Origin of the sequence: Roseiflexus sp. RS-1 (genome assembly GCF_000016665.1) — a bacterium.
Taxonomy (GTDB): domain Bacteria; phylum Chloroflexota; class Chloroflexia; order Chloroflexales; family Roseiflexaceae; genus Roseiflexus.
Map to the genome: position 1 here is coordinate 5,688,312 of NC_009523.1, position 25,321 is coordinate 5,713,632.

The 25,321-nt window shown below is 61.7% G+C and carries 21 protein-coding genes and 1 riboswitch; of the genes, 10 read left to right on the top strand and 11 right to left on the bottom strand.

What is annotated here, in order from left to right; all coding sequences use genetic code 11:
- Nucleotides 1-25: 25 nt before the first annotated feature.
- Together ROSERS_RS23305 and ROSERS_RS23310 are read right to left on the bottom strand one after the other, a co-directional pair.
- Entirely contained in the window at nt 26-829 is an 804-nt protein-coding gene (locus tag ROSERS_RS23305) for a class I SAM-dependent DNA methyltransferase (RefSeq protein WP_232282724.1), read from the bottom strand.
- Nucleotides 830-962: 133 nt separating this feature from the next.
- Nucleotides 963-1,946 (bottom strand): ribose-phosphate diphosphokinase, encoded by a 984-nt coding sequence (locus tag ROSERS_RS23310; RefSeq protein WP_011959205.1) that lies wholly within the window; start codon nt 1,944-1,946, stop codon nt 963-965.
- A gap of 315 nt (nt 1,947-2,261) precedes the next feature.
- Between ROSERS_RS23310 and ROSERS_RS23315 the strand changes: the two genes are divergently transcribed.
- Nucleotides 2,262-3,233 carry an aldo/keto reductase gene (locus tag ROSERS_RS23315; protein ID WP_011959206.1) on the top strand — a complete coding sequence of 324 codons (972 nt, stop codon included), beginning with the start codon at nt 2,262-2,264 and terminating at the stop codon, nt 3,231-3,233.
- Nucleotides 3,234-3,321: 88 nt separating this feature from the next.
- Entirely contained in the window at nt 3,322-4,134 is an 813-nt protein-coding gene (locus ROSERS_RS23320) for a hypothetical protein (protein WP_011959207.1), read from the top strand.
- Nucleotides 4,135-4,171: 37 nt separating this feature from the next.
- Here the strand turns inward: ROSERS_RS23320 and fusA are convergent, their stop codons facing one another.
- Complete coding sequence (gene fusA, locus ROSERS_RS23325; RefSeq protein WP_011959208.1) at nt 4,172-6,277, bottom strand: elongation factor G; 2,106 nt, start codon at nt 6,275-6,277, stop codon at nt 4,172-4,174.
- 175 nt (nt 6,278-6,452) lie between these two features.
- Nucleotides 6,453-7,814, bottom strand: coding sequence for a bifunctional folylpolyglutamate synthase/dihydrofolate synthase (locus ROSERS_RS23330; protein ID WP_011959209.1), 1,362 nt, complete (start codon nt 7,812-7,814; stop codon nt 6,453-6,455).
- Between the two features lie 141 nt (nt 7,815-7,955).
- On the opposite strand from ROSERS_RS23330, the gene ROSERS_RS23335 reads away from it, so the two are divergent.
- The 4 genes from ROSERS_RS23335 to aroB all read left to right on the top strand — a co-directional run bounded on the left by ROSERS_RS23335 (nt 7,956) and on the right by aroB (nt 12,879).
- On the top strand, nt 7,956-10,067 hold the full coding sequence (locus tag ROSERS_RS23335) for a molybdopterin-containing oxidoreductase family protein (RefSeq protein WP_011959210.1): 2,112 nt from the start codon (nt 7,956-7,958) through the stop codon (nt 10,065-10,067).
- The gene (locus ROSERS_RS23340; RefSeq protein WP_011959211.1) at nt 10,064-10,594 is read left to right on the top strand and encodes a shikimate kinase; all 531 of its coding nucleotides are present in this window, start codon (nt 10,064-10,066) and stop codon (nt 10,592-10,594) included. The genes ROSERS_RS23335 and ROSERS_RS23340 overlap by 4 nt, the downstream gene beginning before the upstream one ends.
- A gap of 162 nt (nt 10,595-10,756) precedes the next feature.
- A complete protein-coding gene (locus ROSERS_RS23345) occupies nt 10,757-11,701 on the top strand; it encodes a hypothetical protein (RefSeq protein WP_011959212.1) in 945 nt (314 codons plus the stop codon).
- 71 nt (nt 11,702-11,772) lie between these two features.
- On the top strand, nt 11,773-12,879 hold the full coding sequence (aroB, locus tag ROSERS_RS23350) for a 3-dehydroquinate synthase (RefSeq protein ID WP_041334417.1): 1,107 nt from the start codon (nt 11,773-11,775) through the stop codon (nt 12,877-12,879).
- Nucleotides 12,880-12,946: 67 nt separating this feature from the next.
- Here aroB and ROSERS_RS24520 read toward each other — a convergent pair whose 3' ends face one another.
- Nucleotides 12,947-15,019: an ELWxxDGT repeat protein gene (locus ROSERS_RS24520; RefSeq protein WP_011959214.1), complete on the bottom strand. Its 2,073-nt coding sequence runs from the start codon at nt 15,017-15,019 to the stop codon at nt 12,947-12,949.
- Nucleotides 15,020-15,187: 168 nt separating this feature from the next.
- Between ROSERS_RS24520 and ROSERS_RS23360 the strand changes: the two genes are divergently transcribed.
- Nucleotides 15,188-16,600, top strand: a complete 1,413-nt coding sequence (locus ROSERS_RS23360; RefSeq protein WP_011959215.1) for a Stp1/IreP family PP2C-type Ser/Thr phosphatase — start codon at nt 15,188-15,190, stop codon at nt 16,598-16,600.
- A gap of 57 nt (nt 16,601-16,657) precedes the next feature.
- On the top strand, nt 16,658-18,475 hold the full coding sequence (gene mutL, locus ROSERS_RS23365) for a DNA mismatch repair endonuclease MutL (protein WP_011959216.1): 1,818 nt from the start codon (nt 16,658-16,660) through the stop codon (nt 18,473-18,475).
- Here mutL and ROSERS_RS23370 read toward each other — a convergent pair.
- From ROSERS_RS23370 to ROSERS_RS23395, 6 genes are all read right to left on the bottom strand, one after another.
- Entirely contained in the window at nt 18,468-19,178 is a 711-nt protein-coding gene (locus ROSERS_RS23370; RefSeq protein ID WP_011959217.1) for a metal-dependent transcriptional regulator, read from the bottom strand. The genes mutL and ROSERS_RS23370 overlap by 8 nt on opposite strands.
- 30 nt (nt 19,179-19,208) lie before the next feature.
- Entirely contained in the window at nt 19,209-19,556 is a 348-nt protein-coding gene (locus ROSERS_RS23375) for a DUF952 domain-containing protein (RefSeq protein WP_011959218.1), read from the bottom strand.
- Nucleotides 19,553-21,079 carry an FGGY-family carbohydrate kinase gene (locus ROSERS_RS23380; protein ID WP_011959219.1) on the bottom strand — a complete coding sequence of 509 codons (1,527 nt, stop codon included), beginning with the start codon at nt 21,077-21,079 and terminating at the stop codon, nt 19,553-19,555. The genes ROSERS_RS23375 and ROSERS_RS23380 overlap by 4 nt, the downstream gene beginning before the upstream one ends.
- 128 nt (nt 21,080-21,207) lie before the next feature.
- On the bottom strand, nt 21,208-21,948 hold the full coding sequence (gene fabG / locus ROSERS_RS23385) for a 3-oxoacyl-ACP reductase FabG (protein WP_011959220.1): 741 nt from the start codon (nt 21,946-21,948) through the stop codon (nt 21,208-21,210).
- A gap of 30 nt (nt 21,949-21,978) precedes the next feature.
- Nucleotides 21,979-23,097 carry a PHA/PHB synthase family protein gene (locus ROSERS_RS23390; protein ID WP_011959221.1) on the bottom strand — a complete coding sequence of 373 codons (1,119 nt, stop codon included), beginning with the start codon at nt 23,095-23,097 and terminating at the stop codon, nt 21,979-21,981.
- Nucleotides 23,098-23,139: 42 nt separating this feature from the next.
- Nucleotides 23,140-23,745, bottom strand: coding sequence for a hypothetical protein (locus ROSERS_RS23395; RefSeq protein ID WP_011959222.1), 606 nt, complete (start codon nt 23,743-23,745; stop codon nt 23,140-23,142).
- Nucleotides 23,746-24,005: 260 nt separating this feature from the next.
- Nucleotides 24,006-24,172, top strand: a riboswitch (M-box (ykoK) riboswitch).
- A gap of 463 nt (nt 24,173-24,635) precedes the next feature.
- Between ROSERS_RS23395 and ROSERS_RS23400 the strand changes: the two genes are divergently transcribed.
- Both ROSERS_RS23400 and ROSERS_RS23405 read left to right on the top strand, forming a co-directional pair.
- Nucleotides 24,636-24,854 (top strand): hypothetical protein, encoded by a 219-nt coding sequence (locus ROSERS_RS23400; protein ID WP_041334421.1) that lies wholly within the window; start codon nt 24,636-24,638, stop codon nt 24,852-24,854.
- Nucleotides 24,855-24,877: 23 nt separating this feature from the next.
- On the top strand, nt 24,878-25,255 hold the full coding sequence (locus tag ROSERS_RS23405; protein WP_011959223.1) for a hypothetical protein: 378 nt from the start codon (nt 24,878-24,880) through the stop codon (nt 25,253-25,255).
- The last annotated feature ends 66 nt before the right edge of the window (nt 25,256-25,321 follow it).

Here is a 25,321-nt window from a genome sequence, read left to right on the forward strand (position 1 = left end):
TGATGTGCACGATTGTAAAATTCTCCTATTTCCTGGTAAGCCGGGCAACCATGATCAGCCGTTCCGGCAGGTCATCGTCTGCGAGGATGCGCCCGGTGACATCCAGGCACGCAACGAATTCAAGACCGGCATCAGCAAGCGCCTGCCGGATCTCGGCATCGCTCCAGGCGCGTTCGACGTGCGTTTCCTCGCCGCGCCGCCAGAGCGTCTTGTTGCCGCGCACGAACCAGACAATTCTGCCAATGCCGAGGCGTGTCGCCGGATTGTATCCCAGTCGATTGTACACCAGGCAGTTGTCGCTCTCAAAGATAACCAGGTCGCTTTCGTCCCATCGGGCGAACGCCGCCTCTGTGTTGACATCAAATACTGCATATCCGCCTGGCGATAGTACACGCCGGATGCCGCCAAACACCTGGCGCAGATCGCGGTCGTCCGTCAGGTAGTTGATCGAGTCGCCAAAGCAGGTCACCAGTTCAAAACAGCCAGCGTGGGCAGGTTCCACATTCTCCAGATGGCGCATATCCGCTGCAACAAACGGAACCGTAAGACCCACCTCCTGCGCCCGACGGCGCGCGATCCGCAGCATTGCCGGTGAACGATCAACGCCCATTGTGTCGATCCCTGCCGCTGCGAGCGCGAGGGTTGCGCCACCCGTTCCACACGCCAGGTCGAGCGCACGGCGCGGTGCAACCTGGCGTGCGCGCAACCACGTCAACGTCAGATTCGCCAGATAGGCGCCGAAGCGATCCTGACCGGTTCGTTCGTAGATCGGTGCGTATGCGTCATAGATCAGGTCAGCGTCCATCGATGGAACGTCCAGCCTGCGCAACGCCGGAATCCCCTTCGGCTGCGTTCAGGGACAGGTGGACAGATATGCTGTCCGCTGCCAGACCTGGCAGAGAGGTGCTGTGACGCCCCGCCCAGTTTTACCTTCGCTACAGGATAAAGTATACCACACCGCATCAGCACGCCAGCGAGCGCGGCGGAAAAATCGTATGCACTGAGACGCCGCTATGAATACGCTGAATCACCTCCGCCAGCAGTGGCGCCACCGTCAGAATGCGCAATCCGGGCCACGACTTCTCTGCTGGCACTGGTAGCGTATCGGTCGTCACCAGTTCGCGGATCGCGCTGTTGCGCAGCCGTTCTGCGCCATCCCCCCCCAACACCGGATGCACGATAGCTGCGTACACCTCGCGTGCGCCACGGCGCTCCAGCAGTTCCGCCGCATTGATCAGCGACCTGCCGGTGTTTACTTCGTCGTCCACCAGAATGCACCGCTTCCCTGCCACATCGCCGATCAGTGATACCGCATCGCCGCCCTCCTCGCCATCGGTGTCGGCGCGCGCAGTATGCCGCTTCTCGACAATTGCCAGCGGTGCACCGAGTTGTTCGGCGAAGTTGCGCGCCCGTTTGGCAAATCCGATGTCCGACGACACCACCACCACGTCGTCCCACCCGCGATCACGAAAGTAGCGCACCAGCAACCCCATGCAGCTCAACTCATCGACAGGAATGCTGAAGAAGCCCTGGATCTGACCGGCATGCAGGTCGATGGTGACCAGTTGTTGCGCTCCAGCAACCTGGATCATGTCCGCCAGCAGGCGCGCTGTGATCGGCACGCGCGGCTGGTCGCGCTTGTCGGTGCGCCCATAGGCGTAGAACGGCACAACCGCCGTCACCCGCCCGGCAGAGGCGCGCCGGCATGCGTCGAGCATAATCAGCAGTTCAAGAATGCGGTCACTCAACGGCGACGCCAGCGATTGGATGACGAAGACATCTTTCTCGCGCACACTTTCATTCAGACGCACAAAAATGTTTTCATTGGCAAAACGGGTAATTGTCACATCGCCCAGGCGCACCCCCAGACGGTTGCATATCGCCTGTGCCAGCGCGGGATTGCCATTTCCCGACAGAATGCGAAGTTCATCGAAGCGGCTGCTCATGTCTCCTCCTGACGCCCCGCCTGACAACGGTTCGGAATCTCGATCCAGATATACTTCGGACAGGTCGGCAAAGCGCGCCCGACTCCAGGGTCGCCTGCTGGCTGCGTGTCTCGCCAGAGCGCAGGACGAAGAGAACCCGAACATTGGGCGCTCTTCCCGGATATCCGTACAGGTCACAAGCGAAACGGTGCGCCACGGTGGCAACCTCGCGCGTATTGTAGTCCAACCATCCGCTGAGATCAAAGTGGTACAATGGCAATATCTCTAGAAATGGTTGTGACGTGGCGCAGTTGCCGCGTCGCAGGGGAGGACGCTATGCAGTACGCACGACTTGGACGCACCGGCTTGCGCGTGAGCCGGCTTTGCCTCGGCACGATGAACTTCGGTCCCCTGACGAGCGAAGCCGATAGTTTCGCCATCATGGATCGGGCGCTGGAGTTGGGGATCAATTTCTTCGACACTGCGAACGTCTATGGCTGGAAAATGGGCGAAGGGATTACCGAGCAGATCATCGGTCGCTGGTTCGCCCAGGGCGGCGGACGGCGCGAGAAGGTTGTGCTCGCTACCAAAGTCTACGGCAAAATGGGCGACTGGCCCAACGAGTCGCGCCTCTCGGCGCTGCACATCAGGCGCGCCTGCGAAGCAAGCCTGCGGCGCTTGCAGACCGACTATATCGACCTCTACCAGATGCACCATATCGACCGCGACACGCCGTGGGAGGAGATCTGGCAGGCGATGGAGCAACTGGTGCGCGAAGGGAAAGTGCTGTACGTCGGCAGCAGCAACTTCGCCGGATGGCATATCGCGCAGGCAAACGAAGCGGCGCAACGTCGTAACTTCATGGGTCTGGTATCGGAGCAGAGTCTGTACAATCTGTCAGCGCGCATGATCGAACTCGAGGTCATTCCGGCGTGCCAGAGTTATGGGGTCGGCATTATTCCCTGGAGTCCGCTCGGCGGTGGGCTGCTCGGCGGAGTCTTGCAGAAAGTCGCCGAAGGACGACGCGCCGATGCGCGGATGCAGGAACGCATCGAGAAACATCGCGCCCAACTGGAGGCATACGAAGGGTTCTGCCGCGAAATCGGCGAACGTCCTGCCGATGTGGCGCTGGCATGGCTGCTCCAGCAACCTGCCGTGACTGCGCCGATCATCGGTCCGCGCACGCTCGACCAGTTGAACGGCAGTCTGCGCGCACTGGAGATCACATTGAGCGACGAGGCGCTGGCGCGACTCGACGCGATCTGGCCCGGTCCGGGCGGTCCGGCGCCGGAAGCATACGCCTGGTAATGGCACAGGTGTGCGGATGTGGCGGCAAACTGCCACATCCGCCAGTGCGGAGCGCCGGAAGCGACAGAATGCAGTCAGGAGCATGAATATGGGCGCACGCTTCTCACGTCCTCGCCTGATCGATGAGCACGATCCACGCTATCGCGCGCACGTCGAGCAGATGAAACTGCTGCGGATCAATCAGCGCGCCATCCGTCCGCCGCGCGCGCGCGACCTGTTCGGCAGCGAGGCGGAAGCGGCGCTCCGCGACTGGCTGGCGCAGCAGGTTCCGCTTTCGGAACGCCGGATCGTTGAATACCTGGAACATCGCGGGCGACAGGCGATCACCAAATATCGTGAACTCGACGCCGTATGGCTGCCGGAACCGAAAACCATCCACGTCTTCGAGATCAAAGCCAGCATGAAGGCGACCAGCCTGCGCCGCGCGGTCCGTCAGTTGCGCGATACGCAGACTATTCTGCGCATGCTGTTTCCCCGCGTGCATACAACGATCCTGTTGGTCGATACCGGCATCCCGCAGACGCCGGAAGAGGCAGCAGCGCAACGTGCTGAGTGGATCGCAAAGCACCCGGATCGCCAGCCGCCAGCCGACCCGCCGCCCACGCTTGCCGGGGTCCTGGCAAGCCTCTCGCAGGTGCGTCTGGTCGATACGCTCGCTGAACTGCCGGACAATCCCGATCTCGTCGGGTTGATCCGCTTTTCGGTCGACGACATTATCGCGCTGGCAGGCGCGGAGAATCTGCACCTGGACTGGGACGAGGAAGAAGACGAGGAAGAAGACGCCGACGAAGAACCTGGCGCAACCGGTCAGTATTTCTACTCGTCGGAATCCGAAACAGACGAAGAGGAGAATCCCATTGCGGCTGCGCTGCGGAAGGCGCTGGAAGGACGTAATACGTAGCGACGTTGCAGTACAACGTCGCTACGTCACCATCGTATCAGTGCCCGGAATTGTGCTCCTTCTTCCGCGCTTCGATCAACGCCTGCATCAGATGCGGCGGCACGTCTTCGTAGTGATCGAAGGTCATTGAAAAACGCCCGCGCCCCTGCGTCAATGAACGCAGGTCGGTTGCGTACCGGAGCACCTCCACGAGCGGCGCCTGCGCCGTGATCGTCGTGCGCCCGCCCTCCGCCGGCATCATGCCCATCACGCGCCCGCGCCGGGTGTTCATATCGCTGATGACATCGCCAGCGTACTGCTCCGGAACCGTAATCTCCAACTGATAGATCGGCTCCATGATCGTCGGATTCGCCTTTTGCGCCGCGATCTTGAACGCTTCGTGCCCGGCGATCTGGAACGCGATGTCTTTGCTGTCCACCGGGTGCATCTTGCCATCAAACAGTTCGACGCGCACATCGACCATCGGGTTGCCGGAGATAACCCCCTCCGCCATCGCAGCGCGCACCCCCTTCTCGACCGAGGGAATGAACACTTTGTCGATGACGCCGCCGACGATCGAGTTGACGAACTCCAGCGGATCGGTGCGGTTGGGATCGTGCGGGAGCGGTTCGATGCGAATGCTCACATCGGCGAATTGACCGGCGCCGCCTGTCTGCTTCTTGTGGCGATACTGCGCCTCAGCTTTGCCGCGGATCGTTTCACGGTACGGCACGCGCGGCAGGTCTAGTTCGACTTCCACACCAAACTTGCGCTTCATACGCTCGGCAATGATCTGGAGATGCGACTCTCCCAACCCGGAAAGCAGACTCTCGCCGGTGTCGGGGTCACGCGAGACGCGCACGCTGGGGTCTTCTTCGACGACGTTGTGCAGCGCATTGCCGAGTTTGTCGAGATCGGCGCGCGTCTTCGGCTTGACCGTCGCCGTGAATGCCGGCGCCGGAAAATCGATCGGCGCGAGTTGCAGCGGTCGATCACGCGAACAGAGGGTATCATTCGTGCTCACATCGCCAAGCTTGGCGGCGACGCCGATGTCGCCGGGACCAATGGCGGCGACGGCGGTCTGCTCCCTGCCGCGTACCATGTAGAGTTGCCCGATCCGCTCGTCTTTGCCCGTCCGTGGGTTGAAGACCGTCGAGTTGGCGCTGAGTTCGCCGCTAAACACGCGGATGTACGACATTTTGCCGTAAGGATCGACGATGGTCTTGAACACCAGCGCGCTGAGCGGCCCGGCAGCGGCGGCTTTCAGCGTGATGTCTTTGCCGTTGATCAGGTCGCGCGCCTGCACCGGCTTGCGCGCCGCTGCAGGGATGCTATCGAGGATGCCGTTGAGCAACTGCGCCATACCGGCGACCTGCAGCGCCGATCCGCAGAAGACCGGAACAATTGAGCCGTTGGCAATGCCAGCGCGCAGACCGCGGTTCAGTTCCTCCTGCGTCAGCGCATCTGCACCGCCATCGAGATACTTCTCGATCAGGTCATCGTTGGTTGCGGCAATCCGGTCGATCAGTTTTTCACGCCATTCCTGTTCCAGATCGATCAGTTCGGGCGGAATGTCGGCTTCGACAAAGCCGCCATCGTGCTTTTCGGAGATCAGCCAGGCACGTTGACGACGCAACGAGATGATGCCGGCAAACTCGCGCTGTTCGCCGATCGGCAACTGCATCGGCACAACCGCCTCGTCAAGAATCTGACGCGCCTGTTCGATGCATCGGAAGAAATTTGCATTCTCACGGTCGAGTTTGTTGATGAACAGCAACGTCGGCACACCCGCCTTGCGTGCCATTTCCCACACAAGTTCCGTGCCGACCTCAACCCCGCCCGCGGCGTCAACGACGATGATCGCCCCGTCCACCACGCGCATCGCGGCAGCCATTTCGCCGACCAGGTCGGCGTAGCCGGGAACGTCGATCAGATTGATCTTGTTGTCGTGCCATTCAACCGGTGCGACCGCCAGATTGATCGACATGCGGCGCCGCTGCTCTTCGGGATCGTAGTCGGAAACGGTATTTCCGTCTTCGACGCGCCCCGCGCGGGAAATCGCCCTGGCGGTGAGCAGCAGCGCCTCGGTCAGCGTCGTCTTCCCGCAGCCGCCATGGCCGAAGAGACCGATGGTATAAATGTGTTCCGGACCGTATGCTCGCATAATGTCCTCCTTGACGATGGTTGGAGCGGAAGAGCGCCTGCGTGCCTGCAGTGCGCATCAGATTCGATGGGGTGGAAGCATTGCACGATGCGGACGCAGTATAACCCGCCTTTCCAGTGGAACAGCAGAAGGTTAAGAGGCAATTATACGCATTTTCACAGGCAGGTCAACCTGCTCAGTCGCGTTCTTGCGCCAGACCCAGCGCCTCGCGCGCTGCGGCGACGATGAACAGTGAACCGGTGACACAGATCAGATCGTCGTCAGTAGCATATGCGCGCGCATGCGCCAGCGCTTCTGCCGGATCCAGAACGATGTCGATCGTCACACCTTCGCGCACCAGCGGGATAAACCGCTGCCGCAATTCGTCGAGCGCAACCAGCGCGCGCGGATGGCGCGACGCGGTCAGCACAAGCGCATCAACCGCCGGCGCCAGTTCGGGAAGCATACGCTCCAGGTCTTTGTCGCGCGATGCGCCAAACACAACGACGTAGCGCCTGTTCGGGAAGAGACAGCGCAGCGATTGCACCAGTTGACGCATCGACTCGCCATTGTGTGCGCCGTCGAGCACAATTGGCGGCGCACCGTCGATAATCTCCATCCGTCCGGGCCAGCGCGCGTCAGCCAGACCACGGGCAATGGCATCGTCGGCTATCGGCAGACCTGCATCGCGGAGAAGCAGCGCTGCGCCGGTCGCCAGGCGCGCGTTCACCTTCTGGAACACACCGGGGAGCGACGGCGCGATGTCAAAAAGGATGCGCTGCTGCGGCTCAATGTCCAGACCCTGTCCGGCAGGTATGGGCCAGGCGCCGGTGGAATGATCGTCCTGGATTGCCGAAGGCGCCAGCGTATCACGCACGAAATACAGCGGCGCGCCGATCTCCGCAGCGCAACGGATCAGCGTTTCACGCGCTTCCGGATGTTGCGGTGCACTGATGACAGGAACGCCCGGCTTCATAATGCCCGCCTTCTCCCACGCGATCTGCGCCAATGTATCCCCCAGCAGGTCCATATGGTCGTAACTGATCGGTGTTATCACGCTGAGAATCGGCGTCACCACTGCCGCGCTATCGAAACGCCCGCCCACACCGACTTCGAGGATCGCCAGATCGACGGCGTGTTCGGCGAAATAGCGCAGCGCCAGGGCAAATCCAATCGCAAATGTCACTGGCGCGCCGACAGGTCCGCTCATCATCGATTCGATAACCGGCTGGATCGACTCAACCGCACGGACCAGTTCGTCACGGGTCATCGGAGTACGGTTGACCTGAATCCGCTCACGGTAGGTATGCAGGTGCGGCGATGTCCACAGTCCGGTGCGCAACCCGGCTGCGCGCACAATTGCTTCCAGCAGTGCAGCGGTCGAACCTTTGCCTTTGGTGCCAGCGATGATCACGGACGGCATTGCGTGGTGCGGATTACCGAGCGCCGCCAGGAGCGCACGCGTGCGCACCAGGTTCATCATCGGCGGCGGGCGCGACGCGCCCTGTTGTCCGGCAATGAATGAGTAGAGATAATCGAGCGCTTGCTGGTAGTCCATGCAATCCTCTCTGCAAACAGTGCAGGGCGTGAGGATAGCGCAGCGCGCGCCCTGCGTCAAGCAGCACAAACTCTTGCCCTGGTTCGGCTTTCGGGTTAGAATGCAGCCATAGTAGGGTTTCATAACGAAACGGCATATGGCATGAACGCATCCACTCCTTCCCACCACGAGGGCGTCCGCCTGGTGCGCGGCGCCTGCCCGCACGACTGTCCTGACACCTGCGCCACAATCACCGAGGTGCAGGGTGATCGCGCGGTACGCTTCTACGCCGATCCGACGCATCCGTTTACTAATGGCTGGCTGTGCGCCAAAGTGCGCCCATATCTGGAACGGGTCTACGCCCCCGACCGGCTTCTCTACCCGCTGCGGCGCGCCGGTCCGAAGGGCAGCGACCGATGGGAGCGCGTGTCGTGGGAAGCGGCAATCGACGAGATTGCGATGCGCTGGAAGGAGATCATCGCACGCTACGGCGCCGCTGCCATCCTCCCGTACTCCTACAGCGGCACGCTCGGTCTGCTGCAACTCGTGATCTGCAATGCCCGCCTGTGGAACCGGATGGGAGCGAGCGGGTTGCAGCGCAGCATTTGCGGCGCCGCAGCCGAAGCCGCCGTCGAAGCGACCCTCGGCGCACGCCTGGCGCCCGATCCGGCGGATGTGCTCCATAGCAACCTGGTGCTGATCTGGGGGCATAACCCCGCCAGTACCGGTCCACACTTCATGCCGTTGCTGCGGCAGGCGCAGAAACGCGGCGCGTATGTCGTCGTGATCGACCCACGCCGTACCCTGACGGCACGCAGCGCCGATGAGCATATCCGCCCGCGCCCGGCAACCGATGGCGCGCTGGCGCTCGGTTTGATGCACGTGATCTTCAGCGAAGGACTGCACGACGAAGCCTGGCTGGAGCGGCATACCATCGGATGGCGCGACCTGCGCGACCGCGCCGCTGCGTATCCACCCGACCGCGTGGCAGCCATCACCGGCGTTCCGCAGGATACGATCATTGCGCTTGCCCGTCGTTATGCCACAACCCGACCTGCCCTGCTGAAAACCGCCGACGGTGTGCAGCGCCACGGGAATGGCGGGCAGACGTTCCGCGCCCTCTGCTGCCTGCCGGCGGTCGTCGGGCAGTATGGCGTGCGTGGCGGAGGGCTGGCGTACAGTACGAGCGGCTATGTCCGCTGGGATGCCGAAGCGGTCGGGCATGCCTCGGAGTGCCCGCCAACACCGCGCGTGGTGAATATGAACCGCCTGGGCGCCGCACTGACCGGCGAGGTGACCGACCCGCCGATCATGGCGCTGTTCGTCTTCTGCGCCAACCCGGTGACATCCTCGCCACATGCGGGGCTGATCATCGAAGGGTTGCTGCGCGACGATCTGTTTACTGTCGTGCATGAGCAATTCATGACCGATACTGCGCGCTACGCCGATATTGTGCTGCCGGCAACCACCCAACTGGAGCATATCGATCTGCACAAGGCGTATGGGCATCGCTACCTCCAGTACAACCACGCGGCAGTTCCGCCGCCCGGCGAATGCAAGAGCAACTGGGATGTGATGCGACTGCTGGCGCGCGCCATGGGGTACACCGAACCCTGGCTGCACGAGGATGCCGAAGAAGCGATCCGCGGCGTCCTCGACGCGACGCGCGCCCGCAACCCGTTCCTGGAGGGCATAACGCTGGAGCGCCTCCAGGCGGAAGGAACAGTAGCGCTGCATTTTTCTCCCGGACGCGAGGTTCCCTTCGCCGATGGATATTTCCCAACCCCGTCGGGAAAAGTGGAGTTGCGCTGCGAAGCGCTGCGCGCCCACGGTCTCGACCCGCTGCCGGAGTACGTCCCGCCCGCCGAGTTCCAGGCAGCGAGCAACGTGCATGGCGCCGATCAACATTCACCGTTTCTCGTGCTCATCTCCGGCGCATCCCACCATTACGTCTCGTCGAGTTTTGCCAATCAACCGGGGCTGCGCGCAAAAGAAGGTCCGCCGTTCATTGAAATCAATCCGGAAGATGCCGCAACACGCGGCATTCGCCACGGTGATGATGTGCACGTCGAAAACGCGCGCGGATGGTGTCGGCTGCGCGCTGTCGTCACCGACGATGTACCGCCTGGCGTGGTTGTGGCGCCCAAAGGTCCGTGGGCAAGCCTCTCGCCCGACGGTCGCAACGTCAACTGGCTGACGCCCGACGCACTGGCGGATCTCGCCGGGCAAAGCACGTTCCATAGCAATCTGGTGCAGGTACGGCGGGTGATATGACAGGCATTCCAGAACGGATTGCACTGGTCGGACTCAGCGGCAGCGGGAAATCGACTGTCGCGCGGTTGCTGGCGGGGCGTCTCGGCTGGCATATGTGCGATACCGACGCGATGGTGGAGCAGATGACGGGACGGTCGATCCCTGCCCTGTTTGCGGAGGAGGGAGAAGCCGCCTTCCGCGAATGTGAATCGGCAGCACTCGCGGCTGCGCTCGCCAGAACGCCGGTCGTTATTGCAACCGGCGGCGGCATTGTGGTACGCGAGTCCAACCGCGTACTGCTGAAAGATCAGGCGCTGGTCGTATGGCTCGATGCGCCAACCGCCGTGTTGATCGCGCGCCTGCGCACCCATGAGGAGGAACGCCCGTTGCTGGCGGGAGATGACCCGGCGGTGCGCCTCGAAGCGCTGCGCGCTGCGCGTTTACCGTTCTATCGCCAGGTGGCGCATCTGATCCTCGACACATCGCAGATGTCCCCATTGCAGGTGGCGGAACGCATTATTGCGGTGGTGACGAGGACTGAGAACTGAGAACTGAGAACCGGGAGCCGGTCATTGAGAAAAAGGCAGGTAAGAAATTATTCGCAGGCGCTTCTTCGTTTGCACATCGCAATCCGGTGAAGGCGCGCTGGCGTTCCCCTCTCGCGCGCTGCAACAGAAGAGGGCGAATCCTCTACTCAAAGGAGACACTGCATGAACATCAGGCATCTTCTCCTGCTCACCGTGCTGATGCTGGCGCTTGCCGGGTGCGGCATCATCGGCGTGGCGCCGACGCCGACCCCCGTTCCGCCCACCAATACCCCACTGCCAACACCCACGCCGCGCCCGACCGCCACGCCACGACCCACGCCCACGCCTGTTCCGCCAACCCAACCGCCCGCATCGGCATCAGCCGATGTCATTCAGAGCGGGTTGCTCGCTGCGACAAGCGCCGATACCTACCGCATCGAACTCTCCTTCAAAACGAAGGGGGAAATGGGTGAAGGGGCGCCAGCGGCATCGGCGGACGGCATGATTGAAATCATCAGTCTGAAAGGCGAGGTCGCAGGCAAAAATTCGCGGATGGTATTGAGTGGACTCTTCGCTGCCCTGCTGTCCGGCAATCCAGAGAAAGGCACAGAATTCCTGACCGTCGATGGCAAATCCTACATCCGCGGACCGGCGCCGCTGTTCGGTGCGCCTGATGATGCCTGGTACGAACTTCCGCCCGGTCAGCAATCACCCGCAGAAACGGTTGATCCCGATCAGATCACCGGCTCGCTGCGCGGCAGCAACGTCGATCTGTCCCGCTTCAAACCCGGCGGCTCTGAAACGCTCGATGGTCAGCGCTGCGCCATCTTTGTTGGTGACAGGGAGACGACGACCAACCTGCTCACCGGCGTTAATCAGGAGGGAACGTTGCCGCTTGCGCTTCAGAACATCGACCAGGCGGAAACGCGCCTGTCGATCTGCGAAGACGGGCGTCTGCACAAGATGACCATCGATGTGACCGGTACGGCGGAGGGTCAGACGGAACCGACATCGTTCAGTATGCTGCTCCGGTTGTTCGACTTCAACAGTGCGATCCGGATCGTTGCGCCGACCGATGCCAGACCGCTGGAACCTCCATCGTTTACGGTTCCAACCCCGTCGCCGTAGCCGTGTCGATTGCCAGAGTCACGTCCATCAATGGTCCGGTCGCCAGAGAACAAGTATCAGGAGAGACGGAATTGCACGACGCTCCACTCCGTGTCACCACCCCCGGAGGCGCATACGACGTGATCATCGCGCACGGGGCGCTCGACTGTCTGCCAGATCACCTGAACCGCATCGGTCTGCGCGGCGCGCTGTGGATCATCAGCGACGACCAGGTCTTCCCGCAGTATGCGCCTCCGTTGATCGAACGGTTGCGTGCAGCCGGGTACGACGTCCAGGGATCCACCGTACCTTCCGGCGAGACGAGCAAAGACCTGGCGATGGTTGCGCGCCTCTACGACTGGTTGATCGGCGGGGGGGTCGAACGGCGCGATGCAGTGCTGGCGCTGGGCGGCGGAGTCGTCGGCGACCTGGCGGGATTCGTTGCGGCGACGGTTCTGCGCGGCATTGCGCTTGTTCACCTGCCAACCACCTTGCTGGCGATGGTCGACTCGGCAATCGGCGGCAAAACCGGGGTGAACCATCCGCTCGGCAAGAACCTGATTGGCGCGTTTCACCAACCGCGCCTGACGCTCGCCGATACCGCAACCCTGCGCACGCTTCCGCCACGTGAACTGCGCGCCGGTTGGGCGGAGGTCATCAAACACGCTGTCATCCGCGACGCTGATCTGTTCGTGCGTCTGGAAACGATCGCAGGCGCCGAGCCGGACTCGCTTCAGGGTGATGCGCTGGCAGCGATCATCCGCCAGGCCGCCAGGGTCAAGATCGACATTGTGAACGCCGATGAGCGCGAAACCGGTGAACGGATGCTGCTCAACTACGGGCACACGCTGGGGCATGCCATCGAAGCAGCGAGCGGCTACGGCGACCTGCTCCACGGCGAGGCGGTTGCCATCGGGATGCACCTGGAAGCGCAGATCGCCTGCCGCATGGGGATGGTCGAACCAGACTTCGTGGAACGCCAGGAGCGCCTGTTGCACGCCTGGGGTCTGCCCACCGCCCTGCCGCCCGCGCTCGATATTGATGACCTGCTCGAACGCACCCTGCGCGACAAGAAGGTGCGGGCAGGAAAGGTGCGCTGGGCGCTGCCGCTGGGGATCGGGTCGGCGACCGTGCGCGACGATGCACCCGAAACACTGGTGCGCGCCGTGCTGGAAGAGGCGTATGCGCGATCACCATAACAGCCATTGATCGCGCGGGAGTGTACCAGAGCGGGGCATCCGCTCGTAACCCCGCTCTGGCAGTTGCTCAGCGTATCACAAGCGGGAGAAACGCGCGCTCTGTCAGGCAGATGGCAGTGAAATCCTGAGCGTCTTGATCTGGCGGCAGCGTCACCGCGCGCTGCGCCGGCTCAATAAGACAACCCGGTTTCTCTGCGCGAAGTGCATAAACCCCTGATGAAAGACCGCTGAGCGCGTAGAACCCGTTCGCGTCGGTCGTCGCGCTGCGCTCACCCGCGCTCACCGTCACCCCCGCCACCCCGTTGCCCGCGCCGTCCGTCACCCGTCCGCTAATCGTGTAGGTCAGCAGCGTGGCGGTAAAATCCTGACCGCTGAGATGATCGCTGACCGTCACCGTCCGGCTTGCCGGGGTGATCTGGTAGCCGCTGCGCGTCGCCGTCAGCGTGTAGACGCCTGTCGGCAGACCGCTGATCGTGTAGAACCCGGTCGCATCGGTCGTCGCGCTGCGCGCGCCTGCGCTCACCGTCACCCCCGCCACTCCGTTGCCTGCGCCGTCCGTCACCCGTCCGCTGATAGTGCAGCGATTGGGGTCGATAAGAAGGGTATACAGATTGGTCTGCGATGTTATAAACACCTGACCGCAGATCACAGCGCGAGCATACGCCCACTCCGACAGCAACTGGACTGTCCCCTCTTCCGTTCCATCCGAACGCCAGAACCCGAATTTATCCCTATGAGCGAAATCATCATCGACGTTGAAGAAGAGCATGGTATGCAGGGCGGTCAGGCTTGCGCCAATACTCAGACTGCTCAGATTGGAACGCCAGAGGTCGTTAGTAATAATATCTTTGACCATAACCGTGCCTGCTGCCGTGCCGTCGCTCCTCCACAACTCGCGCCCGTGAACGCCGTCCTCGGCAATGAAGAAGAGCGTCCCGTTCAAGACGACAAAAGGAGTCGGGTACAGCGCATGCCCCGAACCCTCGTCAATGTCTTTGACCATAACCGTGCCTGCTGCCGTGCCATCGCTCTTCCACAACTCACGCCCGTGAATGCCGTCATTAGCGTTGAAAAAGAGTGTATTGCTCACGACTGTCAGGTGCGAGAAATACCCCAGTCCACCGGCAGGAAGGTCAGATTCAGATGAGCGGATGTCTTTGACCATAAATGTACCTTCTGGGGTTCCATCACTGCGCATGAGTTCGGTATCACACCCCATAAACCATCCCTCGCGCCGCTCACCACCGACGAAGAAGAGCACACCGTTCATGAACGCGAAGTGTGTCAGACCGGTATCAATACAGAGCCTGTCCCTGACCAGCACTGTGCCTTCCGGCGTTCCATCGCTCTTCCAGAGACTGTCGTAGGTTGCAATGAAGAGCGTACCGTTGTTGACCAGTAGCGCGCTCCAATAGTCTAATCCGCCATTTCTGATCAGGAAAGTTCCTTCGTATGTTCCGTCACTGCGCCACAAACCGACCTCGCCGCTATTGGCGATGAAGTACAGCGTATCATTCATAACCGCCAGCGTTTCGTTTCCTGTGAGCGCGCTTCCCGGTCCTGGATGAATATCCCGCACCAGCATCGTACCGTCGGGCGTGCCGTCGCTGCGCCATAACTCGAAACCATGCACCCCGTCATTCGCAATGAAGAAGAGCGCGTTCCCCACACCGATCAATTGGACATCCCCATATACTCCGGCGTGGAAACTCCCCTGGCTCCCGACGCGAATATCCCGCACCAGCGTCGTACCGTCGGGCGTACCGTCGCTGCGCCATAACTCGAAACCATGCACTCCATCATCGGCGACAAAAAAGAGGGTATCGCCGACAACCCGAAATCCCAGAATTTCATTGCTTCCCGGACCGTGACGAATGACCCTGACCAGTTGGGTTCCGCCGGGTGTGCCGTCGCTGCGCCACAACCCGAAACCGTGGACCCCGTCATTGGCGGCGAAGAAGAACATGCCACGAAAGACTGTTGCTCTCGAGAACTGCGAAAATGTCTTGAGCAGAAGAGGCTCGTTTGCGTATGCAACCGGATCGGACGATGGAACGAGAAGCGTTACGGAGAAGATAAGCGTGAGAAGTACGACGAGACTGCGGATGAAAAACCGGCTGTGTTGCTGGCTGCGATGCATTGCACGTCCTCCTGGTTGTGTCGAAATGTGGGTTGGGTCGGCAGAAAGATAGCAATTGTTTCAATATGGTCACTCCATGTAACGTTGAGAAGCGTAACAGGTTGCACCCGATCTGCTGGCATGGTATACTTGCGCGTCAATGATGGATGCCTCCCGCCGGAGGAGCCTATGAAACTGCGCCATAGCGCTCGCACTGACGTTGGCAGAACGCGCGATCATAATGAAGACGATTTCGGCGTTGGCGAAGGCGCAGGGGTCGAGCAGTACGGCGAATTGCTGATCGTCTGCGACGGCATGGGAGGGCATGCCGCCGGTGAAGTTGCCAGCCGGCTCGGTGTCGAGACGATCCTCAGCACCTACTACAGTGATGCCTCCCCTGATCGCGTCGATGTGTTGCGCCGCGCATTCGAGCGCGCCAATGCACGCATTCACGCCGAAGGGCGCGGCGCAATGGGCACCACCGGCGTTGCAGCCCTGTTCTACCAGGGGATGCTGCACGTCGCCAATGTTGGCGACAGTCGCGCCTATCTGATCCGCAACGACGAGATCTGCCAGGTCTCACGCGACCATTCGCTGGTCGGTGAGCAGGTGGCAGCCGGGGTGATCACCGCCGACCAGGCGCGGTCGAGTTACTATCGCAATGTGATTACCCGCGCTCTGGGGTATCAGTCCGAGGTGCAGGTCGATCTGTTCCATCTGCCGCTCCAGGCGGGTGATATGGTGATCCTCTGCTCCGACGGGTTGCACGGTCTGGTCGGCGATGAAGAGATCTGCGAGATTGTGCGCTCGATGCCCCTCGCCGATGCAGTTGATCGGTTGATCGATCTGGCGAACGAACGTGGCGGAACGGATAACATCACCGCAATTGTCGCGCAAGTCGACGAACTCGACGCGCTTCCAGCGACGACCGACGATGCTGAACCCGAACGCGCAACCGTCGAACTGCCGACAACGGTAACGAGCGCAACTGTCGAGTTCCCTGCAACTGCCCGATTTCCGGCGGAACCTGCCACCGAACGCATCTCACCGCCCCCTGCCGCCCCCCCAACCGCTCCTCCTCCACCTGCACTTCCACCACAACGTGAGTCTGTGCCCCGACGGATGAACTGGTTGGGGGCGACACTGGCGACGGCGCTCTTTGCCGGGCTTGTGGCAGTGACCCTCTTTGTGGCATATCCGTCGGTGCTGGCGCCGGGTCCGGCGAATCTTGCGCCCGCCGAACCGCAGCCAACGATTGCAGCAACCCAGGCGCCGCCAGCTAACGTTCCCCCGACCGATATTCCCACCCTCCAACCGCCAACTCAGAACCCCGCCATCATTCCTGCCACACCGTCAACACCATCACCTTCGGCAACACAACCGACTATGGCAACACCTTCACCTTCCGCAGCACAACCAGGTACAGCAACACCTTCACCTTCCGCGACACAACCGGGTACGGCGTCGCCATCACCCGGCGTTACCGACACGATTGCGCCAGCAGTCACCGCAACGCCAGGGGCGTCGCCAGCGACGCTCATTGCCACCCCGACGCGCACTCCGATACCGTTGACGCCGCTGACACGCACCCCGACGCCATAGTGCGCCGGAGTATGGTACAATACTCGCATACGTGTTCGCATGCAGGGCAGGGTCGCTATGCCAATACGGGTGCTCGACGCGACAGTAGCCGCTCAGATCGCCGCCGGCGAGGTGATCGAACGCCCCGCTTCGGTGGTGCGTGAACTGGTCGAAAATGCGCTCGACGCCGGCGCGCGCCGCATTGCCGTGGAAGCGCGCGGCGGCGGGTTGCGTGAAATCCGGGTGCAGGACGATGGGTGCGGCATTCCCGCCGATGAAGTCGAACTTGCATTCGCGCGCCACGCCACCTCGAAATTGTCCACCGCCGACGATCTGTGGTCGATCTCAACCCTCGGCTTCCGCGGCGAGGCGCTCCCGTCCATCGCCGCCGTTGCACAGGTAATCTGCATCACCCGCGCTGCGGGGGCGGACGTCGGCGTTGAGCTGCGGATCGCAGGCGGCGAGGTGCAGGCGATCATGCCGCGCGGATGTTCGCCGGGCACGACGATCAGCGTGCGCAACCTGTTCTACAATACGCCGGTTCGGCGTGAGTTCCTCCGCTCCGACGCCACCGAGTCGGCTGCAATTACGGCGGTCGTCACCCAGTATGCGCTTGCCTACCCCGAAGTGCGCTTCAGCCTTGCGATCGACGGGCGCGCGACGCTGCATACCAGCGGCAATGGTGATCTGCGCGCCGCAGCCATCGAGGTGTACGGTCTCGATGTCGCGCGTCAACTGCTGCCGGTCGAAGCATCGACCGGTGAAGGCGTGGAATATGTGCAGGTCAGCGGGTTGGTTTCGCCCCCCGGATTGACCCGCAGTTCGCGCGCGGCGATCCATCTGTTCGTCAATCGCCGCGCTATCCAGCCGCGCGGGCAGATCGCCATGGTGCTCGAAGAAGCGTACCATACACTCCTGATGAAGGGTCGTCACCCGGTGGCGATCCTGAATATCTCTGTGCATCCGGCTGCTGTGGATGTGAATGTGCATCCCACCAAGAGCGAGGTCAAGTTCCGTGATACGACGCGGGTGATGAGTACGTTGGGGCGCGCGGTGCGCAGCGCGCTTCTGGAGAGCGGCGTGCGCCCCTGGGACGATCCCGGTGTGCCAGCGACGCTCGAGACTGCACAGCGCCGGTTTGAACTGCGCCGCCTGGGAACATCCCACGAGAGCGGGTGGGAGGCGTTCCCCCACATGACTGCTGGCGATTCACCTGCAGCGCCGACTCAGGTCAACGCCTGGACAGACGATGGTCACAGCGCCTGGCAACGTGAGCCGGTGACGTCCCCTGACCCATTGCCGCCAACCCGCGCGTCCAGGCTTCCTCCGCTGCGCATCATCGGGCAGATTGCGCAATCCTACATCGTCGCCGAGTCAGCCGACGGCATGTATCTGATCGACCAGCATGCCGCTCACGAACGCATCACCTATGAGCGCCTGATGGCGCAGCGCGGCGCCGGCGCCGTCGAAAGTCAGGAACTGCTTATGCCGCAGGTGGTCGATCTGCCGCCAACCGCGCACGACCTGCTTCTCGCTGCCGCCAACCGGCTGGCGGAATGGGGATTTGTTGTGGAACCGTTTGGGCGCAGCCTGCGCGTGCGCGCCATTCCGGCGGTGCTCTATCCGGGCGATCTGACGACTGCGCTGCTCGAAATCGCCGATCATTTGAGCGGGCGGGGCGGCGCAACGCCTCACGACTGGCGCGAAGCGATGCTGATCACCCTCTCGTGCCACACGTCGGTGCGCGCAGGGCAGACCCTCTCGTTCGACGAGATGCGCGGGTTGGTGATGCAACTCGAGCAGTGCGAGTCGCCACGCACATGCCCTCACGGTCGCCCGACCATGATTCTGCTGACGACGACCCAGATTGAGCGTCAGTTCGGGCGGATCAGGTAGCGGTCACATCTCCCCACAGGTACGCGGCGATCTGCGGCGACAGGGTGATCTGTCGGTCGTCGCGCTGGAGGGTGACACCATAGACCGGAGAGCAATCAATAATGGCGAAACGCTCACCCGGCACCAGATGACTGTTTTGCAGGTAGCGGATCAGAACGGTATCTTCTTCGGCTTCCTCAGAGATGCGCCGCAGCGTGAATACCCCTCCCGGCGCGACCTGATCGAGGCGCACTGAACCCGTGTACGAGGCGCAGCGCCCTGGAATGGGATTGCCGTGGGGGCAGGTAGCGGCGTCGCCGACGAGTTCCTCGATGCGCTCCTCCAGGCGCGGCGAGAGAGCATGTTCCAGGCGCACCGCCTCCTCGTGAATTTCATGCCACTGCAACCCCATCACATCCACCAGGAAACGCTCCAGGATGCGATGTCGCCGCACCATCGCTTCCGCCAGACGAAAACCTTCATCGGTCAGCGAAATCTCACCGCGCCCATCGCGCATAATGTAGCCGCGATCCTCCATTCGGCTCACCATATCGGCGACCGTCGGCGGGGTGACATGCATCCATTCCGCCAGACGCGCGCTGATCACCGGTTCGCCACGCGCCGCCAGATAGTAGATGACTTCCAGATACTCGCGCATCTTTTCGGTCGGTCCGGCGTCGCCCGGCTTGCGCCGCGCTCTGGCATGTCGCGTTGTATCAGCCATACGCTTTGTCCTTGCCTGATAATGCTTTGATTATAGCAGAAACACGCCATCGGCGGCGCGCTGGATGCGCCGAACCTCAATAACCGCTTCCCGATTGATCGGACCATAGATGTGCGGGAAGAGGGGCGCCAGGTCTGCACCGGCTGGCGCCTCCCAGCGCACGGGCGCTGTGAGCGCATCCACGTCGATGACCAGTAGCACGAAATCGCCGGGAGTATCGCGGTACAGCGTATTGGCGACGCGCGCCATCAACGCTTCGCCCGCTGTGCAATGCACAAACCCGTCGGCGGCGAATTCAGCCAGAACATATGGTTCATGGTCGGGCCAGGTTGTCCAGCGCTCAGCCGGCGCCAGGTGGAAGATGATCGTTCTGCTCATGGCGCCTCCAACCCATCGAGTGCGGTATGCACCGGCGCCAGCGCAGGCGCAAGGCGGAGAAACGCTCCGCGGTAGACACGTTCGTACTGCGTGTGCGCCGCATCATCAGGCGCAATCGTGCGCTCGTTCAACTGCAACGCGCCAACCGCCTCATCCTCGTTGCGATAGACGCCCGCCGCAAGCCCGCCAAGCAGCGCGGCGCCCAGCGCGACGCTTTCGTCCATATCCAGCACCTGTAAAGGACGCCCCAGCACATCCGCCTTGATGCCGAGCCAGACCGGCAGGCGCGTCCCGCCGCCGATCACCCGAATTGTCGCAGCGCGCACCCCCAGCATGCCTTCGATATGCTCCAGCATATGACGCCACTCGAACGCCAGACCTTCGTAGACCGCACGCGCCAGCGCCGACCGCCCGCTGCTGGCAGTCAAACCCACAAACGCACCACGTTCACCGGCAGTCAGATGGGGCAGAAAGAGCACTCCCATACTGCCTGGAGGCGCCGAATCCGCCAGCGTTTCCACTTCGGCAGACGCCTCATGGAGCGACGCACCCGGCGCGATCAACCCGCGCAGCCACTCAACCGCCGCACCGCTGCTGAACAGGCCATCCATCGCGTAGTAGCGGTCACGCGCCACGTGCACTCCAAAGGTTACGTGCGTCCAGGAAGAGACATTGGCGACAAACAGACGCTCATCGAGCGGGATGTCGTCGAGCGGCAGAAACGCTGCTTCCGCCGTTCCCATCGAGTCAAGGCAATCACCCTGGCGGCGCACATTGGCTGCCAGTGCGCCGCACACATGGTCGTGACCGCCGGCGCCGACAATGGTTCCCGGTGACAGACCGGTCGCCGCTGCCGCCGATGGTGAGACCTCGCCAATGCGCGTGCCGCTTGCAACCAGTTCCGGCAGCAGATCACCCCGCAACCCGGCGCAATCGATCAGCGCACTCGACCAGCGGCGCGCGCGGAGATCGAAGAGCATACTGCGCGACGCCAGCGAATAATCGGTTGCACGCGCGCCGCACAGGCGAAAGGCAATATAATCGGCAATATGCAGCCAGGTTGTCGCGGCGGCATATCCTTCCGCCGCATGATCACGCAACCACTGCAACTTGAACATGCCGTAAATTGGCACAGGGATCATACCGGTCAGGCGAAACGTCTCGAGCGGATCGTCCTGAGCATTCCAGCGCTGCACGTAGGGCGCAGTACGACGGTCGTACCAGGCGATCACCGGCGCGACCGGCTCACCGCGCGCATCGACCAGCACACCCGCCTCGCCGACGCTTGCCACTGCCAGACCACGCACCCGTTGCGGATCGTCGAGCGGCGCCAGGGCGCAGCGGATGACATCGACCACCGCCTGCCAGAGCATGTCGGGATCATGTTCAGCCCACCCCGGATGCGGTCGCTCGACCGGCGTGGCTGTGCTGGCGGCAGACACACAGGCGCCGTGGAGATCAAACACCAGCGCTTTGATGTTGGTCGTCCCAACATCGATACCGAGCAACAGATCGTCAGCCATACGGTTCAATCATACAGACCGGTGAGTAAATCATAACACAACCAGACGATGACGAAAATAGCAATGCCGGATGGCATCATCCGGCATTACTCGCAAAAAGGCGCAGAAAACCAGGCACGGGCGGACATCTACCAGAGCAAGCCGCCGTCCACCTGAATGACCGAACCGGTCATAAAACTCGATTCATCCGACGCGAGGAAGACATACACTGCAGCGACCTCTTCCGGCTTACCGAGTCGGCGTAGCGGCGTGCGTTCGCAGACCGTCTGGATCACCTTCTCCGGGATGGTCGTAATCATCTCAGTAGCGATGAATCCCGGCGTGACCGCATTGACCCGCACACCCGACGGACCGAGTTCCCGCGCCCAGGTCTTGGTCATTGCAATGACGCCGCCTTTGGTTGCGGCATAGTTCGACTGACCGAAGTTGCCGTACAGCCCGACGATAGAACTGACGTTAATGATCGAGCCGCTCCCCTGAGCGCTCATGTGCGGCGCAACGGCGCGCGCGCACAACCAGACGCCCTTGAGATTGACATTGATCACCGCGTCCCATTGCTGCTCGGTCATTTTGACCAGGCGAGCGTCGCGCGTAATACCGGCATTGTTGAGCAGCACATCGATCCGACCACCCCACGCCAGCACCGTTTCGACCATCGACTCCACCGACGCTGCCTGAGAGACATCAGCCTGGACAGCAAGCGCTCGACCGTCCAGCCTGGTAATCTCTGCCACCGTCGCTTCAGCGCCGGCCATATTGATGTCAACAACGGCGACGTGCGCCCCTTCGCGAGCGAAGGCAATCGCGGTCGCTTTACCAATGCCGTGACCTGCGCCGGTCACAATTGCAACCTTACCCTTCAGGCGCATCGTCTTCATCTCCTCGTTGATGATAACGTCTTAGATCGAGCGATCGGCAAGCCAGGCATCGATCTGCGGCCACAAGCCGCGACGCGCCCCGCTGCCAGCCATAATGCCGATATGACCGCCTGGCATGATGATCTGATGTTTGTCGGTACTGCTGACACGATCCAGGATCGTTTCCGACTGACACGGCGGCACGATGTGATCCTGTCGCGCAATAATGTTGAGCAGCGATGCTTTGATGTCCCCCAGGTTGACCGGGCGACCGCGCATGATCCAGGTGCCGTTCATCAGGCGGTTCTCGCGGTAGAGATCGACGACCAGTTGCCGGTATGCCGCGCCGGCAAACGGGACGCCATCGCTCACCCAGGTATTCATCGCCTGCCACGACTCGACGATCTTTGGATCGTCGAGGTTATCAAGCAACCGCAGATAATTGCCGACCAGATTTTCGACCGGTTTGAGCAGTTTGCTGCCGACATCGATCATTTCGCCGGGGTAGTTGCCGGTCTGTTCGAGAATTGCGTCCAGGTTGAAGTAATCTTCCTTCAGCCACTTGGGGAAGGGACCTATCGCATCCTTGTTGGAGAAGTCGATCGGTGCAGTGAGGAGGATCAGGTTGCGCAAACCGTCGTCCGGGCGCATTGCCGCATAGATCGCCGCCAGGGTTGCGCCGATGCACCAGCCAAGCATGCTGAAGTCGCGCTGCCCGCTGTGCATTTGCAGGCGTCGCACGGCGCGCGGCAGGTATTCGAGCGCGTAATCATCGAAGGTCAGGTGCGCGTCTTCCGGACCGGGCGCACCCCAATCGACGAGATACACGTTGTACCCCTGCTGCACCATGTACTCGACAAAACTATTGCCTGGGCGCAGGTCGAAGATGTACGGTTTGTTGATCAGAGCAAAGACCAGCAACAGCGGCACGCGCTTACGCTTCTCGGCTGGCGCCTGGGGATAGTAGTGATAGAGGGTCGTCTTATTCAGCGTCCAGATCGCTTCTTTTGGCGTCTGCGCCACTTTTGCCTTTTGCTTGCCCGTCGCGATCCTGACCCCCATCTCATACGCTTTCCCAAGACGTTCAACCTCAGTGTACAGATTTTTTGCCACTGTTGCCGGATCTACAGGAAAGAGCGTCGTCTCAGGCGACGTCGTCATCGACATACTCCTTGTTGCTCAAACGCGGCACATGCCGCAGGTTTAAAACCCCTCGATAGCGTGATCTTCTTTGACCTCTTCAGGCGTCGGCGTTTCGGGTTCCGGCGGTTGAAGCGGTCGTGGCGCTTTCCGGCGCTTCTGCGCAGCCTCCGCCTGCTCCAGCGCCGCCTGCTGCAATCGTTCGATCAACTGGAGCATCTGATCAGCCTTATGGTCAAGCGCCGCCAGACGCTGCTCCATGCCGTTGAGTTCCACTCCTTCTTGCCGGTTCTGTTCGAGTTGCTCGGTGAGCATCTCGACGATCACCGGTGTTTGGGTGCGCAACGCATGCATCAACTGGTCGATCTTTATCTCGATATCGTCCAGACGCATTTCGATATTCGTCACCCGGCGCGCCAGCGTGGTGAGTTCGTCGCGTGATGGCAGGTTCAGCCGCGCCAGCGACGTCTTCATCGACGTGTTGATCAGGTTCTGAAGCGGCGCCGACGCAATCAGATAGGAATCGAGCGTCGCGCCGATCCAGCGTGCAAACGTCTCAGTATTGACCAGGTCGATCATCGCCTTGGCCCACGCGTCGAGCGTCGCATCGCGGGCCTTGCGCAGATTGCCAATCGGATCGTTCGGATCAAAGCCGTTTTTCTGGCCCATTCGCGTCTCCTTCGACAGGTGCGCCCGACAAGGGCGGATTGTATGCTGGGGTCCGGTTGCGGCTCAAGCGCAGGTTCTCAGAGGGGATAAAAAAGACGCGCTCTGCGCAACCATTTCTGTTTATGAGGGTAGTCGGGACAGTTACAGGTTGGATACAGCGCCACAGATGCGCTGTAGCGACCGATCGCGCCGGAAAGACAGGAAGATTCCCTCTTGACAACCCTGATCTTGTGAGATATTATATCGCCGGTCACTGAGAAGTTGCTCCCTGGTAGGCGCGGCTTCACACAAACACAGGTTACTGCTCCGGCCCGTCGAAAGACGCTCAGGGGCGCACAGCAGGCTCGGCTTAAGGGCTTTGCCAAGGTAACTACGGTTCAACCGTTACGTTGTGTGAAAGCTTAAGATCAACCGGAGGGGGAGCGTTCGCAAGAGCGTTCGATCCCTCTGGCAATGCCAGGGGGATTTCTATTTGAGGCAGATATGGACGAAGGCGGTCATTGTAGTCGGCGGCGCAACGCCGCAACAGCACTCCAGACGCATCTCCTTCTCGTCAGTGTCGCGTAGTTCTGGCTACGTTCCTTCTTGACACCCTGGCGAGAAAGGTGCGCCAGGGTTGTTTGTTGAGCGCAAGCCCGATGTGCGCACCCCCGGCGCGCATCTCCCATCCACGGCGTTGCGCTGCTGTCTTCCAGGTCTCTGACAACAATTTGTGATTGCACGCTACAACCGTCTGTCCCTTGCTGGCAGGCGGTCAGGGAGCGCTTGCTCTCCGTTGTGCGTGCATGTCGGTCGGCGCCGATCGTCGGATCGCGCGCATGGTTTGTTGCGCCCTGCAACCGCCGCACAGATGGAAACTTTTGGCTTGAAGGCGAAAGGAGGAACCCGCGATGCTGACGATCCGCTGGACGATGGACAAAGATGGGCGCCTGACCGCGACATTCGTGCGCCCGAAGAAGGTGCGCCCGCTCTCGCAGACCACCGACATGCCACAAACACTGGTGATCCGCAATCGCCGGACTCAGACCGCCACGACGCTGCAGCGCGCAGCGACAGGCGAGCGAGCGCCGGAACCAGAGCCGATGTATCAGGTCGTCGGAGTCGAATAAGCGCACATTCGGAGGAACTGCTTATGCTGGCAACCACACACCTCTATCGCCAGGCGACGCTGCGCTGGTTGCTGATCGAAGCCATCCAGCGCGCCTGGCGTCGCCACCAGGTGATCGTGTCACTCTATCGGCGTCTGGCAGATCGAGCGCCCGATGAGCGGCACGAGATCCTGTTGATCCGGATGGCGGAACAGGAACGCTTCCACCAGCAGCGCTATGAGCGGATGTTGACTCGACTGCATGCTCTGCCGTCCGAAGGTCTCGACTCTTTTGACCGCGTCTGGCTGTGGCTCCTGCCACGCTGCGGTTCGGACGTTGCACTGCGCTGGGCTGAGTGGATCGAGCAGCGCGATACGCGAGCGATTCTGGATGCGGCGCTGCTCCTGCGCGCCTTTCGGTGACCATACCGGCTGTGAGAAGCCTCCTGACAACGACGACGTTGCGTTCGATGTTGGAATCTCGTTACC

Coding starts and splice junctions, on each gene's coding strand:
- ROSERS_RS23310 (WP_011959205.1), bottom strand. CDS start 1,946: ATGAGCAGCCGCTTCGATGAACTTCGCATTCTGTCGGGAAATGGCAAT.
- ROSERS_RS23315 (WP_011959206.1), top strand. CDS start 2,262: ATGCAGTACGCACGACTTGGACGCACCGGCTTGCGCGTGAGCCGGCTT.
- ROSERS_RS23320 (WP_011959207.1), top strand. CDS start 3,322: ATGGGCGCACGCTTCTCACGTCCTCGCCTGATCGATGAGCACGATCCA.
- fusA (WP_011959208.1), bottom strand. CDS start 6,277: ATGCGAGCATACGGTCCGGAACACATTTATACCATCGGTCTCTTCGGC.
- ROSERS_RS23330 (WP_011959209.1), bottom strand. CDS start 7,814: ATGGACTACCAGCAAGCGCTCGATTATCTCTACTCATTCATTGCCGGA.
- ROSERS_RS23335 (WP_011959210.1), top strand. CDS start 7,956: ATGAACGCATCCACTCCTTCCCACCACGAGGGCGTCCGCCTGGTGCGC.
- ROSERS_RS23340 (WP_011959211.1), top strand. CDS start 10,064: ATGACAGGCATTCCAGAACGGATTGCACTGGTCGGACTCAGCGGCAGC.
- ROSERS_RS23345 (WP_011959212.1), top strand. CDS start 10,757: ATGAACATCAGGCATCTTCTCCTGCTCACCGTGCTGATGCTGGCGCTT.
- ROSERS_RS24520 (WP_011959214.1), bottom strand. CDS start 15,019: ATGCATCGCAGCCAGCAACACAGCCGGTTTTTCATCCGCAGTCTCGTC.
- ROSERS_RS23360 (WP_011959215.1), top strand. CDS start 15,188: ATGAAACTGCGCCATAGCGCTCGCACTGACGTTGGCAGAACGCGCGAT.
- mutL (WP_011959216.1), top strand. CDS start 16,658: ATGCCAATACGGGTGCTCGACGCGACAGTAGCCGCTCAGATCGCCGCC.
- ROSERS_RS23370 (WP_011959217.1), bottom strand. CDS start 19,178: ATGGCTGATACAACGCGACATGCCAGAGCGCGGCGCAAGCCGGGCGAC.
- ROSERS_RS23375 (WP_011959218.1), bottom strand. CDS start 19,556: ATGAGCAGAACGATCATCTTCCACCTGGCGCCGGCTGAGCGCTGGACA.
- ROSERS_RS23380 (WP_011959219.1), bottom strand. CDS start 21,079: ATGGCTGACGATCTGTTGCTCGGTATCGATGTTGGGACGACCAACATC.
- fabG (WP_011959220.1), bottom strand. CDS start 21,948: ATGCGCCTGAAGGGTAAGGTTGCAATTGTGACCGGCGCAGGTCACGGC.
- ROSERS_RS23390 (WP_011959221.1), bottom strand. CDS start 23,097: ATGACGACGTCGCCTGAGACGACGCTCTTTCCTGTAGATCCGGCAACA.
- ROSERS_RS23395 (WP_011959222.1), bottom strand. CDS start 23,745: ATGGGCCAGAAAAACGGCTTTGATCCGAACGATCCGATTGGCAATCTG.
- ROSERS_RS23400 (WP_041334421.1), top strand. CDS start 24,636: ATGCTGACGATCCGCTGGACGATGGACAAAGATGGGCGCCTGACCGCG.
- ROSERS_RS23405 (WP_011959223.1), top strand. CDS start 24,878: ATGCTGGCAACCACACACCTCTATCGCCAGGCGACGCTGCGCTGGTTG.